This is a genomic window from Pseudomonas sp. 3-2 (assembly GCF_019710535.1).
In the GTDB taxonomy this organism is placed as follows: Bacteria; Pseudomonadota; Gammaproteobacteria; order Pseudomonadales; family Pseudomonadaceae; genus Aquipseudomonas; species Aquipseudomonas pharyngis.
Genome location: NZ_CP081200.1, coordinates 513682 through 531207, shown reverse-complemented (window position 1 = coordinate 531207; position 17526 = coordinate 513682). Strand labels below are relative to the sequence as shown.

Annotated in this window: 14 protein-coding genes; 1 reads left to right on the top strand and 13 read right to left on the bottom strand. The window is 61.6% G+C overall.

Going from position 1 to position 17526, the window contains the following annotated elements; translation table 11 throughout:
• Nucleotides 1-6: 6 nt before the first annotated feature.
• The 13 genes from K3819_RS02345 to K3819_RS29345 all read right to left on the bottom strand — a co-directional run bounded on the left by K3819_RS02345 (nucleotide 7) and on the right by K3819_RS29345 (nucleotide 14613).
• The gene (locus K3819_RS02345) at nucleotides 7-903 is read right to left on the bottom strand and encodes an antimicrobial resistance protein Mig-14 (protein ID WP_085611095.1); all 897 of its coding nucleotides are present in this window, start codon (nucleotides 901-903) and stop codon (nucleotides 7-9) included.
• Entirely contained in the window at nucleotides 903-2033 is a 1131-nt protein-coding gene (locus tag K3819_RS02340) for a glycosyltransferase (RefSeq protein ID WP_221398560.1), read from the bottom strand. Before K3819_RS02340 ends, K3819_RS02345 begins: the two co-directional genes overlap by 1 nt.
• On the bottom strand, nucleotides 2017-3774 hold the full coding sequence (locus K3819_RS02335) for a carbamoyltransferase (protein WP_007952261.1): 1758 nt from the start codon (nucleotides 3772-3774) through the stop codon (nucleotides 2017-2019). The genes K3819_RS02340 and K3819_RS02335 overlap by 17 nt, the downstream gene beginning before the upstream one ends.
• Nucleotides 3775-4045: 271 nt before the next feature.
• A complete protein-coding gene (locus tag K3819_RS02330; protein WP_221398559.1) occupies nucleotides 4046-4381 on the bottom strand; it encodes a YceK/YidQ family lipoprotein in 336 nt (111 codons plus the stop codon).
• Between the two features lie 159 nt (nucleotides 4382-4540).
• On the bottom strand, nucleotides 4541-5992 hold the full coding sequence (locus K3819_RS02325; RefSeq protein WP_221398558.1) for a lipopolysaccharide kinase InaA family protein: 1452 nt from the start codon (nucleotides 5990-5992) through the stop codon (nucleotides 4541-4543).
• Nucleotides 5992-6744 (bottom strand): lipopolysaccharide kinase InaA family protein, encoded by a 753-nt coding sequence (locus K3819_RS02320; RefSeq protein ID WP_064593014.1) that lies wholly within the window; start codon nucleotides 6742-6744, stop codon nucleotides 5992-5994. Before K3819_RS02320 ends, K3819_RS02325 begins: the two co-directional genes overlap by 1 nt.
• The gene (locus tag K3819_RS02315) at nucleotides 6741-7475 is read right to left on the bottom strand and encodes a lipopolysaccharide kinase InaA family protein (protein WP_039766546.1); all 735 of its coding nucleotides are present in this window, start codon (nucleotides 7473-7475) and stop codon (nucleotides 6741-6743) included. The genes K3819_RS02320 and K3819_RS02315 overlap by 4 nt, the downstream gene beginning before the upstream one ends.
• Nucleotides 7475-8281: a lipopolysaccharide core heptose(I) kinase RfaP gene (rfaP, locus tag K3819_RS02310; protein WP_085654401.1), complete on the bottom strand. Its 807-nt coding sequence runs from the start codon at nucleotides 8279-8281 to the stop codon at nucleotides 7475-7477. The genes K3819_RS02315 and rfaP overlap by 1 nt, the downstream gene beginning before the upstream one ends.
• Nucleotides 8282-9403 (bottom strand): glycosyltransferase family 4 protein, encoded by a 1122-nt coding sequence (locus K3819_RS02305; RefSeq protein ID WP_064593003.1) that lies wholly within the window; start codon nucleotides 9401-9403, stop codon nucleotides 8282-8284. It abuts the gene before it with no gap.
• The gene (gene waaC, locus K3819_RS02300; RefSeq protein ID WP_074689605.1) at nucleotides 9403-10464 is read right to left on the bottom strand and encodes a lipopolysaccharide heptosyltransferase I; all 1062 of its coding nucleotides are present in this window, start codon (nucleotides 10462-10464) and stop codon (nucleotides 9403-9405) included. Before waaC ends, K3819_RS02305 begins: the two co-directional genes overlap by 1 nt.
• Before the next feature lies 1 nt (nucleotide 10465).
• Nucleotides 10466-11500: a lipopolysaccharide heptosyltransferase II gene (gene waaF, locus K3819_RS02295; RefSeq protein WP_039766536.1), complete on the bottom strand. Its 1035-nt coding sequence runs from the start codon at nucleotides 11498-11500 to the stop codon at nucleotides 10466-10468.
• Between the two features lie 51 nt (nucleotides 11501-11551).
• Nucleotides 11552-14491, bottom strand: coding sequence for a bifunctional [glutamate--ammonia ligase]-adenylyl-L-tyrosine phosphorylase/[glutamate--ammonia-ligase] adenylyltransferase (glnE, locus tag K3819_RS02290; RefSeq protein WP_221398557.1), 2940 nt, complete (start codon nucleotides 14489-14491; stop codon nucleotides 11552-11554).
• The gene (locus tag K3819_RS29345; protein WP_256574488.1) at nucleotides 14488-14613 is read right to left on the bottom strand and encodes a hypothetical protein; all 126 of its coding nucleotides are present in this window, start codon (nucleotides 14611-14613) and stop codon (nucleotides 14488-14490) included. Before K3819_RS29345 ends, glnE begins: the two co-directional genes overlap by 4 nt.
• A gap of 262 nt (nucleotides 14614-14875) precedes the next feature.
• Here K3819_RS29345 and aceE point away from each other — a divergent pair, with 262 nt between their 5' ends.
• Nucleotides 14876-17521, top strand: coding sequence for a pyruvate dehydrogenase (acetyl-transferring), homodimeric type (gene aceE / locus K3819_RS02285; RefSeq protein WP_064592997.1), 2646 nt, complete (start codon nucleotides 14876-14878; stop codon nucleotides 17519-17521).
• Nucleotides 17522-17526 lie beyond the last annotated feature (5 nt).

The following is a 17526-nucleotide window of genomic DNA, read 5'->3' as shown; positions in this document are numbered from 1 at the left end:
GTTGACTCATACAGTGAAGACCGGCACAGGATTGCACCAGCGATCCTTGTATTCACGGTCGGCGCGACCGAAGGAAAAGCGCAGCGGCTTGTTCAGGGCCCGGGCATGTTCCCAGGCAGATTGCGTATTGAGGAAACTCAGAACGCTGCCAGGGCTGAACTCGCGGGTTTCAGGGTCGACGCCACCGTTGATGTACTCGACGCTGATCCACTCCGGGGCTTCGACGCGGTACACCAGTTGGATGGCGATCGGCGCGTCGTTGAGGAAGATCACCGAGCCGATCAACAACTCGCGCAGCAGTTCGATGACTTCGGCCATGCACGCCGCACCTGTGGCCGGGAAACCCCAGCGGCGCTGGAACAGGTCGCAGTAGATCGCCGCCAGTTCGGCACTGGAGAAGTCGCTGACCGGCCGCACCACGCCGCCCGCCTCTTCCAGCAGGCGCAGTTCACGGCGCTGGTTGTAGCGAAACTTCTTCGACAGTTCTTCGGGCGTACGGGCCATGGCCAGTTGCTCGGTCTGCAACTTGAGGCCGCTGAAGCGGTTTTCGTTGAGCGCCGACAGGTAGCGCCCACGATGGCGCAGCGGGGCCTGGGCATCGGCGGCGGCCGGCAGGATCAGCTCGGCGTTGCCCAGGTCGAAGAGGCCTTTCTTGCCGTTGCGCTTGAGCACGTCCTTGGACAAGGCCAGGTCGCGGCCCCAGGTCGGGATCGCGGCTTTGACTTCGCCCTGTTGCTCCCAGGCCAGATAACGCACGGGGATGCCCGCCAGATTCGCCAGACGCTCGACCACCATGGGATGAGTCGCGACGCTGCCGCCGAAACGTTGCCAGGCCTGTGCATAAGTTGAGGCGTCAACGGGCGACCAGCCACGTTCGCGCCAGCCTTGAAATCGGTTGAGCATCAGCCCCTCGGTGCCAGATCGATAACTTGCGGCAAATGCCAGAAGGTGTCGCGTACGGCGCGGTCGGAGAAGCGCTCGCGCAGGCGGTCGAACATCATCTCGGCGCACTGACGACGCTGCTGCTCGTCCATGCCGGCCAGATGTTTCAGGCCTTGGGCCAGATGCTCGGCGTCACCCAGCGGAAACAGGATCCCGACGCCTTCGACCACTTCCTTCGCCCCGCCGCACGCCGTGGCCAGCAACGGCACGCCGGCGGCCATGGCCTCCAGCAGCACCATGCCGAACGGCTCATTATCGGAACTCAGGGCAAACACATCGAACGCCCGGAAGTAATTGCGCGCGTCCGGCACCTGGCCGAGAAACAGCACCCGATCCCCGACGCCCAGCTCACGGGCAAGTGTCTTGAGTTCATCCTCAAGCCGCCCCTCGCCAAGAATCACCAGTTGGCTGTTGGCCGGCAGACCGGGCAGCGCCGCGGCAAAACCGTGCAGCAGCGTGACCTGATCCTTGTCCGGGTGCAGACGACCGACATTGCCGACAATGAAGGCATCCGCCGACAGACCAAGGGTTTCGCGGGCTTCACGGGCGGACACCTGACTCATCTGCAACGCGGAGATATCGATGCGGTTGTAGAGGGTCTGGATGCGCGCTGCCGGCCATTTCGGCAGGCAACGGCGCATGTCGTCGCGCACCGCATCGGACACGCCGAGCAGGCTCAGACGCTTGCGGAAAATGTGCGCAAAGAGTTTGCGCGTGCCGCGTTGGTAATCGCCAAACGCGTGATGCACGCCAATCACCGGCAGGGAAGTACCGAGCAAGGCGATGTAGATCGGCTTGAAACGATGGGCGATGCAGAAACTGAAATTGCGGGAAGCGGCGATCTTGCGCAGATCGCCGATGGCGCCCAGCTTCAGGCCACGAATGGCCTTGGAGCTGTATTCCATGAACAACACTTCATCGGAGGCGCAGGCTGCGGCCACCTCGCTATCGGCCGCCCCGGTCAGAAAGACCGTGGTGACCCGATAACCGGTGCCTGCGAACAGGCTGGCGTACTGCCGCGCGCAGTCCAGGAACGGGCCATCATAGCCGTGGGAGAACTGCAGCACATGGCGTTCAGCCGAGCGTGTCATAAGCGTTTGCGCCTTCTTTGACCACCAGGATGTCTTCCATGATCAGGTACTGCAGATCCGAGCCGAAAAACATGTTCAGTGCGTCGGTCGGCGAGCAGATCATCGGTTCGCCACGGCGGTTGAGCGAGGTGTTCAGGGACACGCCGTTGCCGGTCAGCACTTCCAGCGCCTTCATCATGTCATAGTAGCGCGGGTTGTATTCGCGCTTGAGCACCTGGGCCCGGGACGTGCCGTCTTCGTGGACGACTTCCGGCACCCGGGTCTTCCACTCTTCAGCCACTTCGAAGGTGAAGGTCATGAACGGCGCCGGGTGATCGATCTTGATCATCTGAGGCGCAACGGTGTCGAGCATCGACGGGCAGAAAGGCCTCCAGCGCTCGCGGAACTTGATCTGGTGGTTGATGCGGTCAGCCACGCCAGCCACGCTCGGGCAACCGATGATCGAACGACCGCCCAGCGCGCGCGGACCGAACTCCATGCGGCCCTGGAACCAGGCCACCGGGTTGCCATCGACCATGATTTTGGCGATCTGCTCCGGCATGTTGTCGAGCTTGCGCCAGGTCGGCTTGTTCTCGTGACGGGCACATGCGGCGATCACGTCTTCGTTGCTGTACGACGGGCCGAGGTAGACGTGTTCCATCTTCTCGACCGGCACGCCACGGGCGTTGGACACATAGGCCGCTGCGCCGACTGCGGTGCCGGCATCGCCGGAGGCAGGCTGCACGAACAGTTCCTTGACGTCGTCGCGGGCGATGATTTTCTGGTTGAGCTTGACGTTCAACGCACAGCCACCGGCATAGGCCAGTTTGCCGGTTTCCTTAAGCACGTCACCCAGATAGTAGTCGATCATCTGCAGCGCGATTTTTTCGAACAGCGCCTGAATGCTGGCGGCGTAGTGGATGTACGGCTCGTCGGCGATGTCGCCTTCGCGCTTCGGACCCAGCCACTCGATCAGCTTCGGCGAGAAGTAGTAACCCTTGCCCTTCTCTTTATAGCGACGCAGGCCGATCACGTTGGCGTAGTCGGTGTTGATCACCAGTTCGCCGTTTTCGAATGAAGCCAGGCGCGAGAAATCGTATTTGCTGGCGTCGCCGTACGGCGCCATGCCCATGACCTTGAACTCGCCGTCGAGCATGTCGAAACCGAGGAACTCGGTGATCGCGCCGTACAGGCCGCCGAGGGAGTCCGGATCGAAGAATTCCTTGATCTTGTGGATCTTGCCGTTCTCGCCATAACCGAAGAAGGTCGTGGCGTACTCGCCCTTGCCGTCGATGCCGAGGATCGCGGTTTTCTCTTTGAAACCCGAGCAGTGGTAGGCGCTGGAAGCGTGGGCCAGGTGGTGTTCCACCGGCTCGATCTTGATTTTCTTCGGATCGAAGCCCAGTTGTTCCAGGCACCAGACGATCTTGTTGCGATAGCGCTTGTAGCGACGGTTGCCCATCAGGATCGCGTCGAGTGCACGGTCCGGGGCGTACCAGTAACGCTTGGCGTACTGCCAGCGGGCCTTGCCGAAAATGCTGATCGGAGCGAACGGAATCGCGACCACGTCAACGTCGGACGGCTTGATGCCTGCCTGCTCCAGGCAGAACTTCGCCGATTCGTAGGGCATGCGGTTCTTTGCATGTTTATCGCGCACGAAGCGCTCTTCCTCGGCCGCCGCGACCAGCTTGCCGTCGATGTACAAGGCTGCTGAAGGATCATGGCTAAGGGCGCCGGACAGGCCAAGAATCGTCAATGCCACAGGGGTCTAGCCTCTTTAGTCTGCATTCAGGCGCGATGCGCCTTGAAAAATGATGTGCCCTCGCACCGGGCGAGAGACAGCTAAAGGGCGGGATTATAGCTTAAAAGCGCCGACAAACCTCTAGCGGAACTGGCCGGCCGGTGCGTTGACGCAACAGAAGCTTCAACTTAGACTCTTCTGCAAATGGACTGGGAGATCCCGGTCGACGTTAATGCCTCGGTGAGATCACCGGGGCTTTTCGCTTTCTGGAAGCCGCAAAAATTTAAAAGCCTCAACCACGACTTGATCGCCAATAAACACTGATATTCCCGTCCACCGCCTGGCGATAGATCGTATACGGCAGAAAAGCCGTGTCGAAGACGCCGGACAGGGTCAGGTCGAGCAGGACGACCGGCACCAGAATGCCAGTAGGGTCGGGCGGCGCGTGCAGCAGGCAGAAATCATGGGCGAGTCCGCTGTAGATGCGCGGAATCGACTGACAGTAGGTCTTCTGTTTGCGCAGGCCGCGCGTGGCGCCGTCGTCGTCCTGCAACACCGTGACGGCGGTGCCGCAGCCGGACAGTGCCAGGGAAAATGCGCCGATCGTGATAGCGTTTTTGATGCTCAAGGTTTGCCCTCCGGGAACGTCGGGGCAAACTAACATCGGGGTTTTGCGAGGGGCAGTTCATGGCTTCCGGAAAGGCCGTAGGACAAATCACAAGGATTTGTCGCTACAAACCTCACCCGATTTCAACAGCAGAAATGTCTTACACGCTGACGAAAACAATCACGCAGTGCCCGCTACATCCCTGGGTAAACGCTGATCAATCACCTGATACAGCGCACTGCTTTCAGGCCAGTTGCGCATGAACCGCGCACGGTCCCGGGCATAAGCCGGGGCGAAGCTGCCCAGCGAGCCGTGCTGACACATCGAGTCCAGATCGATCAGCGCCCAGCGGTCTTCCTGCCAGAACAGGTTGTGCCCCTTGAAGTCGCCATGGCTGATGCGTTCGGCGATCAGCCGTGCAAACAGCCGGTCCAGTGCCTGCAACTCGTTTTCCGGCGCCGCGCCGCTTTCGACATAAGGCGCAAAGCGCTCGATGATGTCCGGCCCGGCCAGGTACTCGGTGATCAGATAAGCCTTGCTGCGCAACCAGAAAAACCGGGTTTCCAGCACCGCCAGCGGTTTTGGCGTGGCGATGCCGAGGAACGCCAGACGATTGCCTTCGCGCCAGGAGTGCCAGGCACGGCTCGGACGCCAGAAGCGCTTGAGCCAATGGGCAAAATTCTTGATGTTGTAGCGTTTGATCACGAGCGCACGCCCGGCAACCTCGACCTTGCCGACACTGGCCGCGCCGCCGGTCTTGTACAGATGTCCTTGATCGAGCAGGGCATCGGCCTGCTCCAGCACCGGCAGCATCGCGGACTCTTCCTCGCGGCGAATCGACCGCAGAGCAAATGCACCACGCTTGACGCTGAACAGCGTGCATTCACGACCGACCTTGATCAGGTAATCCTTCAAGCGCCAGGCGCGCACCTTGTCGATCTGTTTTTGCAGGGCTTCCAGCGGCAATGCGTGCTCGCTGTTGCTCAGCAGGTAATACACCAGCAATTCTTCGGTGAACGGCTCGAGCGATTTGGGCAACTGGGCGAAAAACACCCCGAGGTTTTCCAGCACTTTTTGCCGGGACAATGGCTGGCCGGCAGTTTCCACACGGATACCGGCGCCGTCGATCAGATAAAGTTGGCCGCCGTGGCGCAGCAGGTTGTCCAGGTGCAGGTCTTCCTGCCACAGGCCTTTGCCGTGCAATTGACCGATGGCGCCGAGCGCTTCGGCCAGCACCGCCGATTGTTCGTCGGCCAGCACCGGCAGGGATTCGACCTTGCTCCAGGCATCGCCCAGACTCTCGGCGCCTTCAAGGAACTCGAACAGCAACCAGCCGCCTTCGCCATCCTTCAGACCATCAGCCAGCAGCAACGGCGTGGTCATGCCCTGGGCGGCGAGCAGTTTCACGCCCTCCAGTTCACGCTGAAAATGTCGCGCTGCCTTGTTGCCGACCAGTAACTTGGCCAGCACCGGACGCCCGCGCCACACACCGGCACCGACATAACGCTGCCCCGGCAACACGCGCAACAGACTCAACAATTGCAAGTCCGCAGGACCGGCCGCATCGGCGAGGGCTACCGACAGTGGCAGTGGCGGGGTTCGCCCGACACCGGTCAGCTCGGACAGCTGCATCAGCGGGTCTCCTTGTGACTACGTCGTGCGGTCAGCCGGGCGAGCCAGCTGTCGAGCAGCGAGCTGTCGGCGGGCTGATCGAGGTAAGCCGCCAGCAACTCACGCAATTGCGCGTCGCTCCACTCCGGTGCGCGGCGTTGCAGCGGCTCCAGGTCCTTGATCCGGTCACGCATGCCGAACAATAACGGTCGGGTTTTTTCCAGGTCGATCAGTTGCGCCTGGTACTCGTCACCGTTGGCCCGCAGAAAAATGTGCTTGGGATAGAAACAGCCGTGCACCTGGCGTACGCCGTGCAGATGCCGAGCCAGCAGCCCGCAGGCCTTGAGGATCGCCGTTTGTTGCGTTGCACCGAGTTGCGACCAGCGCGCCAGCAGCGACTCAAGGTCGCTCCAGCCATCCAGCGCGCGCGTCAGCAGGATCGCGCGGATTTCGCCGTCGACTTTGCGCTCACCGAAAAAAGCCGCTTGCAGCGCAGGAATGCCGAGTTTGCGATATCGGCTGATATTGCGAAATTCGCGGGCGAAACTGGGTTCGCCGAACGGCGCATGCAAGGTGCGGGTCAGGTAATTGCTCTGGCGCTTGAGGTAGTAACCCTGGCCTTCCAGCTCCAGACGAAACACGCTGCTCCAGCCGCCACGGGCGGTGTTGGGTTCATCTACAGCCTCAAGCTGCTTGGCCCACAGGGCGTCAAAAGTACCTAGACCGTGGCGCTCAAGCAGTGCACGGTCTTCTTCGGCGAGAAAATCAGTCATTCACGTCCCTCGAAAAATCTCACCACGTGGCGAATCCGTTGCTTGTCGGCGGCATTCAGCCGGTCACGCTGGCGGTATTGCAGGTAGAAGCGCAGGCGCTGGGTGTTCGACAGGTGATACTTGGCCACCTTGTCGAGGCAGGCCAGATCCTTGGTGATCCGGTACTTGAGCCAGAAACCGCGCCAGAAATCGCCGTTCGGGCAGTCGATCAGATACAACTGCGCCTGATCGTCGATCAGCAGGTTGCGCCACTTCAGATCGTTATGGGTAAAGCGGTGGTCGTGCATCACACGCGTATAACCGGCCAGTTGCCGGCTGACCCCATCGACCCAGGCGCGATCCCTGAGCTTGGGATCGTTGCGTTCGGCCAGTGCCGACAGGTCTTCGGTGCGCGGCAGTTCACGAGTGATCATCGCCCCGCGATCGTAGGCCATGCCGTTGCGCTCCAGCCCCCACGCCACCACTTCGGCGGTGGGAATGCCCCACTTGGCGAAGCGCTTGAGGTTCTGCCATTCCATCTTCACCCGGGGCTTGCCCAGATAACGCCGCAGGCCCTTGCCGGCACCGCTGTAGCGCTTGACGTAATAGTTGACGCCGTTGAGCTGCACGCGAATGACTTCGGACAAGGGATCGCGGGTCAGGCGCTCGCCCTGAAGGGCGAATACCGCTTCGAGGCTACCGAAATACTGCGCAAGTTCACTGTACTCAGGCTCCAGATTCCAACCCGCCATCAGAGCGCATCCCCGTAACGTTGCTTGCGCGCGTAGAGCTTGTTGGCCTTGCCTTCGAGCCAGCTCAGCAACGGCGCTTCTTCAGCCAGGATCTGGCGCAGCGGTTGCTGGAAATAGCCTTTGAGGAAGCGCAATTTGTCGCGGCGGGTCAGGCCGATGTCCAGCGCTGAGAAGTACAGCGCCGCCAGATCCTTGTTACGCCAGCGCTGGGTGATCGCCGGACGGGTCTGGGCACGGTGCAGGTCGATCACCGAGAGTTTGAAATCTTCCGGGGTGACCGGTTTGTCGGTGTGCAGCAGAAAGTGGCAGATGTAGCAGTCGCGGTGGTTGACCCCGGCGCGGTGCATCATGCCGGTCATGCGCGCGACCTCGGCGATCAGCGCTCGCTTGAGTCTTGGCTGCGGCGGTTGCTTGACCCAGTCGATGCTGAAGTCTTCGAGGCTGATGGTCGGCGCCAGCTCTTCGGTGACGATGAACGAATGCTGATCCGCCGGGTTGCTGCCCTTCTCGCCGTACGCGACGGCGGTCATGGTCGGCACGCCGACTTCCTGCAAGCGCTGGATGGCTTTCCATTCCTGGCCCGCGCCGAGCACCGGCAGCTTGGCAGTCAGCAGGTTCTTGAAGATCTCGCCCCAACCGATACCGCGGTGAATCTTGACGAAAAAGCCATTGCCGTCGACTTCCGTGCGCAACGTCCGGCGGGCTTCCAGCTCGCGGTACACCTCGCCCTGCAAGCCCTCGACCTCGGCGAACGGGTCGCGTCCGGCCCACAGGCTCTTGAACGGTTCAGCCAGCATCAACTTCATTTAAGCGTGCTCCGCCAGAATCACATCGGCCGCGTGCTGCGGCATGCTGTAGAGGTCGGCCGTCTCGGCGAAGGCCAGACCGTTGCGGCTCCAGGCCGCCCGCGCAGCGTCGTCGTTCAACATGTCGGTCAGGTATTGCGTCAGTTGCGCCTGATCGAACGGTTCGTCCAGCACGCGCCCGGCGTCGGCCTCGGCGATGTAATGGGCATAACCGCAGACCGCGCTGACCAGTACCGGCAACCCGGCGACCAGCGCTTCAAGCAGCACCGTACCGGTGTTTTCGTTGTACGCCGGGTGAATCAACAGATCGGCGCCGAGCAGGAAACGCGGGATATCGCTGCGCCCCTTGAGGAACGTCACGTTGTCGCCCAGGCCCAGCGTCGCACTCTGCATCTGGAACAATTTGGGGTCATCCTGGCCGATTACAAACAGCCGGGTGCGTTTCTTCAGCTCGGCGGGCAGTGCGGCCAGCGCTTTCAGGCTGCGATCGACGCCCTTGGTCTTGAATCCGGAACCGATCTGCACCAGCAGCAGTTCGTCGTCCTTCAGATTGAATTCGGCGCGGAAACCGGCGCGAATCCGGTCGGCATCCGCCGGACGGCGACGATCCTGGGCGATGCCCGGCGGCAGCAGGTGGAAGCGCTCCAGCGGTGTGTCGTAATACTTGATGAACAGCGGCTGCTGCACTTCGGAAATCATCAGCACTTCGGTCTTCGCATCCTTGGCGAACACCGCGCGCTCGTATTCGGCGAAGTGGCGATAACGGCCCCAGCGGCGATACAGCGAATGGCGCAGGTTCTGCGCCTTGTCTTCGAAGCAGCCGTCGGCGGCGTAGTAGACGTCCAGCCCCGGCATCTTGTTGAAGCCGATCAGGCGATCCACCGGACGCTTGGCCAGGTCCGCCTCCATCCACGCGCTGAGCTTTTCGTTGCGCCGATGATTGAAGAACGCCTTGACCGGCGCCACCAGCACTTCGAAACCGGGCGGCACGTCGCCTTCCCAGATCAGGGTGTAGACGCGGATCTGGTGCCCGCGCTTCTGGCATTCGAGGGCGATGCGCATGAAGTCGCGCTGCAAGCCACCAAACGGGAAATATTTGTACAGGACAAAAGCCAATTGCATCAGCGCAGCTCCTCAGCCATCAACAACGTGCTCAGTCGGCTGGCAACACGCTCGGGATTCAGACGCGTGAAGCACAGGGGCCACTCGCGTTTCAGGTCAAACTGACGGGCATCCTGCGCGGTCGGTTGATACGTACATTTCTTTTGCAGGCACGGCGCGCACGGGAAATCGCTGCCGAGGTGAATCTGCAGCTTGCCGTAGGCGCCGGTCAGGCCCGGATTGGTCGGGCCGAACAGGGAAATCGTCGGCACATCCAAAGCGGCGGCGAGGTGACCGAGACCGGTGTCCACCGCGACACAGGCCTGGGCGCCGGCCAATACCTTGCCGACGCCGGCCAGGTTCAGCTTCGGCAGCACTTCGGCGTGTTTGAAACCGGCGGCGATGCGCTCGGCCCGGGCCTTCTCCAGCGGATTGCCCCACGGCAGTTTGATCCCGACGCCGAGGTAGCCGACCCGTTCGGTGAGCTCGCGCCAGTAGGCTTCCGGCCAGTGTTTGGTGTCCCAGGTGGTGCCATGCAGGAACACCACGTAGGCATTCTTGCGCGGCAGCTCGACCAGACGCTCGACGTTAAGGCCGTAATCGCCCAGGCCTTTGGGCAAGTCGTAACCCAAAGCAATGGCGAACAACTGGCGCACGCGCTCGACAGCATGCTGCCCACGGGCCACCGCCAGCTTGCGGTCATAAAAGCGCGCGGCGATCGGCTCGCGGGCCGAGCCCTTGTCGAGACCGGCCACCGGGGCTTTGACATAGCGGGTCAGCCAGGCGCTTTTCAGCAAGCCCTGAGCGTCGATCACCAGGTCATATTTGTTCGCCCGAACGGACTGCTTGAAGCGCTTCCATTCGCCGCTGGTGATGGTTTTCCAGATGTTTTTGCGCCAGCGGCGGATCGCCACCGGAATCACTTTGCCTACAGCCGGGTGCCAGGTCGGAATCTCGGCGAAGCCTTCTTCCACCACCCAGTCGAACTTGATCCCGGGAATCGCCCGGGCGGCGTCGGTCAGCGCCGGCAACGCGTGAATCACGTCGCCCAGCGATGAAGTCTTGATCAGCAATACCCGCAAGTTAATGAACCTCGACCACAGAGCCCTGCAAACGCTGCAAGGCATCGTTGACCGCGTCCGGCATCAGCTGGCGCAGGCAGTTGTAATGGCCGAAACGGCAGGTGCGATCAAAGCAAGGGCTGCAATCGAGACCCAGGCGGACGATTTCCACATGCTCGGCCAACGGCGGAGTGAAACCCGGCGAGGTCGACCCGTAGACCGCCACCAACGGGCGATTGAGCGCGGCGGCCACGTGCATCAGACCGGAATCGTTGGAGACCACCGAGTCGGCGCAGGACATCAGGTCGATGGCCTCGGCCAGCGAGGTGCCGCCGCTGAGGTTCACGGACTCTTCGCGCAGGCCCGGAATCAGCCGCGCGCGAATGTCTTCGCCCACCGCGTGATCGTTCTTCGAACCGAACAGCCAGACCTGCCAGCCTTCACGGATGCGCGCCTCGGCGACCTTGGCGTAATGCTCGGACGGCCAGCGTTTGGCTTCACCGAATTCGGCGCCGGGGCACAGCACCAATACCGGACGATCGAGGGTCAAGCCGAACTTCGCCAATGCAGCCTCGCGGGTCACCGGATCGATCTGCAGGCTCGGGCGCGGATAAGGTTTTGGCAGCTCGGCGTTCGGCTCGTAAGCCAGCGCCATGAAACGCTCGATCATCAGCGGATAACGCTCTTTATCCAGCGTGCGCACGTCATTGAGCAGGCCGTAGCGGAATTCGCCGCGCCAGCCGGTGCGTTTCGGGATGCCGGCGAAGAACGGCACCAGCGCCGACTTCAACGAGTTCGGCAGCAGGATCGCCTGGTCGTACTGGCCGGCCAGGGATTTGCCGATCCGCCGACGGGTCGCCAGCTCCAGCGCGCCGTGGCCGAGCGGGAAGCTCAAGGCCTTGCGCACTTCGGGCATGCGTTCGAGGATCGGCCGGCTCCACTCCGGGGCCAGCACGTCGATTTCGCACTGCGGGTGGCGCTGCTTGAGACACTGAAACAGTGTCTGCGCCATCACCATGTCACCGACCCAACTGGGCCCAACGATCAGAATATTCATGTGGTTTCCATAAACGAACCGGGGAGGCTTCACGCCTCCCCGTCTCGAGAATCAGCTTAGCCCCAGCTCACGCCAGATCCGCATCACCTGCCGCCGTTCGTCCGCGAACTGATCGCCCGGTATCACCCCGGCGTCCTTCTGCAAGGCCTGCCGGTGGGCGGCGGAACGATAGGCCTTGTAGGCCTCGCGCAACAGGCTGGCGTCTTCGGCCGGCATCAGCCCTTCGTGCTCCAGCTCTTCCAGAATGCGGATATTGTCCGTCCAGCGCAGCAACGGCGGGTGGGTCTGCGACCACGCCAGGGCCGCGTATTGCACCATAAATTCAATATCGACGATACCTCCGGCGTCCTGCTTGAGGTCGAACGGCGCCGTGGCCTCGAAGGCATTCGCCCCGGTGCCGGCGGCGGTGCTCTTGCTGCCGAGGTTGTCGCGCATCTTGGCGCGCATCTCGCTCACTTCCTGTTGCAGTTTCGCCAGATCCCGCGCCTTGCCCAGCACCTGGGCCCGCACGCTCTCGAAGGCCTGGCCGACATCCTGGCTGCCCACCAGCACCCGCGCCCGCACCAGGGCCTGATGTTCCCAGGTCCAGGCTTCATTTTCCTGATAGCGCGCAAACGCGCCGAGCGAACTGACCAGCAGCCCGGACGCCCCGGACGGACGCAGGCGCATGTCCACTTCGTAAAGCTGGCCGGAGTTGGTCTGCGCCGTCAGCAAGTGAATGATCCGCTGGCCGAGCCGGGTGAAAAACTGCGTGCCATCGATCGGTTTCGGGCCATCGGTTTCGGCCTGCTGATCGCCATCGTGGATGAACACCAGATCCAGATCCGAACCATGCCCCAACTCGATCCCGCCGACTTTCCCATAACCGACAATGATGAAGCCGGGATCGCACAGCGTGCCATCGGTGCGCAGCGGCGTGCCGTACTTGGCCACGGTCTGACGCCAGGCCAGGGCCAGCACTTGTTCCAGAATCGCTTCGGCCAGCCAGGTCAGGTAATCGCTGACTTTCATCAACGGCAGGCTGCCGGCGATTTCCGAGGCAGCGACGCGCAAGCGGTGCGCCAGTTTGAAATGGCGCAGGGCTTCCATCTGTTGTTCGAGGTCGTCTTCCGGGATCCGGGTCAGGCGCTCGCGCAACTCGGCGGCCAGCTCCGGCGCCAGCGGCGGCTTGAACAGCCGGCCTTCGTTGAGCAATTCATCAAGCAGCAGCGGGAAACGGGTGATCTGCTCGGCGATCCACGGGCTGGCGGCGCACAACGTCAGCAAACGCCGCAGCGCGCCGGGGTTTTCGGTCAGCAGCACCAGATAAGCCGAACGCCGGGCCACCGCTTCGACCAACGGCAGAACCCGCTCCAGCACCAGATCGGGATTTTCATGCTCCACCGCCTGGGCGAGCAGGCGCGGAATAAAGGCATCGAGACGTTCGCGCCCCAGACGCTGCATCGCTCGCAACTGCGGGCTGGCGCGCAGGCTCGCCAATGCCTTCAAGGCCTTGGTCGCGTCAGCGAAACCGCCCTCCTCCAACTGGCGACAGGCCGCCTCTTCGTCCTGAGCCTCTTCCCACAGCGGCAGCCATTCACCGCCGACCACCACTTCACTCTCGACGCCTTCGTCCTCATCCGGATCGGCGATCACTTGCGCGAAGTGCCAGGCCACGCGGCCGCGCCAGAACATCAGCTTCTCGTGGAACGCCTCCCAGTCGGCAAAACCGAGCATGAACGCGATTCGCGCCTGATCCTGAGCGCTGTCCGGGAGCATCTGGGTCTGGCGGTCGGCAATCGCCTGGATCGCGTGTTCGGTGTAACGCAGGAATTCGTAACCTTCGCGCAGCTCGCTGATCACCGCCGGCGGCAGATAGCCCTGCCCTTCGAGCGTACTCAACACCTTTAATAGAGGGCGCTGTTGCAGACTCAGGTCGCGACCACCGTGAATCAATTGAAAAGCCTGGGCGATGAACTCGACTTCACGGATACCACCGGAGCCCAGCTTGATGTTGTCGGCCATGCCCTTGCGCCGCACCTCCTGCTGGATCAGCTGCTTCATGGTGCGCAGCGCTTCGATCGCCGAGAAGTCCAGATAGCGCCGGTAAACGAACGGCCGCAGCATTTCCTGCAATTGCTCGCCCGCCACCTGATCGCCAGCCACCACCCGCGACTTGATCATCGCGTAGCGTTCCCAGTCGCGGCCCTGATCCTGGTAATACTGCTCCAGCGCATTGAAGCTCAGCACCAGCGCACCGGACGAGCCGTACGGGCGCAGGCGCATGTCGACGCGAAACACGAAACCGTCGACGGTGATCGGGTCGAGGGCCTTGATCAGGCGCTGGCCGAGGCGGATGAAAAATTCCTGGTTATCCAGCGGGCGTTTCACGCCGACGGTTTCGCCGCCCTCGGGGTAGGCGAAGATCAGGTCGATGTCCGAGGACAGGTTGAGCTCGACCGCGCCGAGCTTGCCCATGCCGAGGATGACCATTTGCTGTGGTTCGCCGCTGCGCCGGCCGGTCGGCGTGCCGAACTGCTCGCAATGGCGGCGGTACAACCATTGATAAGCCTGGTCGATGCTGGCGTCGGCCATGTCCGAGAGATCGCGGCAGGTCTGCACCAGATCGGCCTGGCGGTTGAGGTCGCGCCAGATGATCCGCACCTGATGCCGGGTGCGCTGACGGCGCAGGACGCGGCCCAATTCGTCTTCGGTCTGCGCGGTACCGACCGCAGCCGCCATCTGCCCGCACAACTCACCGGGAGCGAATGCCCGGTCGAGTTCGCCTGACTGCACCAGCGACAACAACATCAAAGGGTCACGAACGCTCTGTTCAATGACGAAATCGCTGGCGGCGCTGACGCGGGCGAACTGCGCCCAGCGTTCCGGCGTCCAGGAAGAGAAGCCGTGATCGTCTTCCAGTTGCGCGGCGGCCGCACGGAACGACTGCTCCGATCGGCTGACCAACGGCAGGAGAATGGCGGGCAGTTCGGCAAGCGCGGGCAGGGTCATGGTCTATCCTTGATCGGCGTGTAAATGGCCGCTTGTAGTGATGAATGAAAAACCGCTACGCGAAGGACTGTCGAACAAAAGTGAGAAATAGCTGAAATTTCTTTTTCTTTGGCAGCCAGCATCAAACTTTCACCTTTTTCGGATGGCTAAAGACCAACCTTAACGATTATTCTCACAACGCAGCTGGAGGCCACAAGCCTTTCATCTGTAGTTTTACTACTCGTCTATACATTCGAGAGGCTGAAATGCCGGATGATTTGTAGTAAAACTACACGCCGCCGGAACAACCTGTCGGCAATCCAAGAATTTTAAATCGTCTGCCCACAAGGCCAGTCGCAAACTCAGGCAACCGATTCTGGAAGCCTTTCCGCCCTGGAGCAAGCCATGCAAGACCTCGATCCCGTCGAAACCCAGGAATGGCTGGACGCCCTGGAATCGGTTCTCGACAAAGAAGGCGAAGACCGTGCTCACTATCTGATGACCCGTATGGGTGAACTGGCAACCCGCAGCGGTTCGCAGCTCCCTTACGCCATCACCACGCCTTACCGCAACACGATCCCCGTTACCCACGAAGCACGCATGCCTGGCGACCTGTTCATGGAACGCCGCATTCGCTCGCTGGTACGCTGGAACGCGATGGCCATGGTAATGCGTACGAACCTGAAAGATTCTGACCTGGGTGGTCACATCTCCAGCTTCGCTTCCAGTGCGACCCTGTACGACATCGGCTTCAACTACTTCTTCCAGGCCCCGACCGACGAACACGGCGGCGACCTGATCTACTTCCAGGGCCACACCTCGCCAGGCGTCTACGCCCGCGCATTCATGGAAGGCCGCATTACCGAAGACCAGATGAACAACTTCCGCCAGGAAGTCGACGGTCAGGGCCTGTCGTCCTATCCGCACCCTTGGCTGATGCCTGACTTCTGGCAGTTCCCGACCGTATCCATGGGTCTGGGCCCGATCCAGGCGATCTACCAGGCTCGCTTCATGAAATACCTGGAACACCGCGGCTTCATCCAGCCGGGCAAACAGAAAGTCTGGTGCTTCCTGGGCGACGGCGAGTGCGACGAGCCGGAATCCCTGGGCGCGATCTCCCTGGCCGGCCGCGAGAAGCTGGACAACCTGATCTTCGTCATCAACTGCAACCTGCAGCGCCTCGACGGCCCGGTTCGCGGCAACGGCAAGATCATCCAGGAACTCGAAGGCGTGTTCCGCGGTGCTCAGTGGAACGTGACCAAAGTCATCTGGGGCCGTTTCTGGGATCCGCTGCTGGCCAAAGACGTCGACGGCATCCTGCAACGTCGCATGGATGAAGTCATCGACGGCGAGTACCAGAACTACAAAGCCAAAGACGGCGCGTTCGTTCGCGAACACTTCTTCAACACGCCTGAACTCAAGGCGATGGTTGCAGACCTGTCCGACGACGAGATCTGGAAACTCAACCGTGGCGGCCACGACCCATACAAGGTCTACGCGGCGTACCACGAAGCGGTCAACCACAAAGAACAACCGACCGTCATCCTGGCCAAGACCATCAAGGGTTACGGCACCGGTGCGGGCGAAGCGAAGAACACCGCGCACAACACCAAGAAAGTCGACGTCGACAGCCTGAAGCTGTTCCGCGACCGCTTCGACATCCCGGTGAAAGACGAAGAGCTGGAAAACCTGCCGTTCTTCAAGCCGGAGCCAAACAGCGCCGAAGCCCGTTACCTGGCCGAGCGTCGCGCCGCACTGGGCGGTTTCGTGCCTCAGCGTCGCGCCCAGAGCTTCAGCGTGCCGACTCCGGATCTGGACACCCTCAAGGCGATCCTCGACGGTTCCGGCGACCGTGAAATTTCCACCACCATGGCGTTCGTGCGGATCCTCGCGCAACTGGTCAAGGACAAGGAAATCGGCCCGCGCATCGTTCCGATCATCCCGGACGAAGCCCGTACCTTCGGTATGGAAGGCATGTTCCGTCAGTTGGGCATCTACTCGTCCGTCGGCCAGCTCTACGAGCCAGTCGATAAAGACCAGGTGATGTTCTACAAGGAAGACCAGAAAGGTCAGATCCTTGAAGAAGGCATCAACGAAGCAGGCGCCATGAGCTCCTTCATCGCCGCCGGTACTTCGTACTCCAGCCACAACCAGCCAATGCTGCCGTTCTACATCTTCTACTCGATGTTCGGCTTCCAGCGTATCGGCGATCTGGCATGGGCCGCTGGCGACAGCCGTACCCGTGGCTTCCTGATCGGCGGCACCGCCGGCCGTACCACCCTGAACGGTGAAGGCCTGCAGCACGAAGACGGTCACAGCCACCTGCTGGCCGCCACCATCCCGAACTGCCGCACCTACGATCCGACCTACGGCTACGAGCTGGCGGTGATCATTCAGGACGGCATGAAGAAGATGACCGAAGAGCAACAGGACATCTTCTATTACATCACCGTGATGAACGAGTCCTACCAGCAGCCAGCCATGCCGGCCGGTGCCGAAGAAGGCATCAAGAAAGGCATGTACCTGCTCGAAGAAGACACCCGCGATGCGGCGCACCACGTACAGCTGATGGGCTCCGGCACCATCCTGCGTGAAGTCCGTGAAGCGGCGAAGATCCTGCGTGAAGAGTTCAACATCGGCGCCGATGTGTGGAGCGTCACCAGCTTCAACGAACTGCGTCGCGACGGCCTGGCCGTAGAGCGCAGCAACCGTCTGAAACCTGGCCAGAAGCCTAAACAGAGCTACGTCGAAGAATGCCTGAGCGGCCGTAAGGGTCCGGTCATCGCATCGACCGACTACATGAAGCTGTTCGCCGAGCAGATCCGTCAGTGGGTACCGTCCAAGGAATTCAAAGTCCTGGGCACCGACGGTTTCGGCCGCAGCGACAGCCGCAAGAAACTGCGTCATTTCTTCGAAGTCGACCGTCATTTCGTGGTGTTGGCAGCCCTGGAAGCACTGGCTGACCGTGGTGATATCGAACCTAAAGTCGTGGCCGAGGCCATTACCAAGTTCGGCATCGACCCGGAAAAACGCAACCCACTGGACTGCTGAGGAGA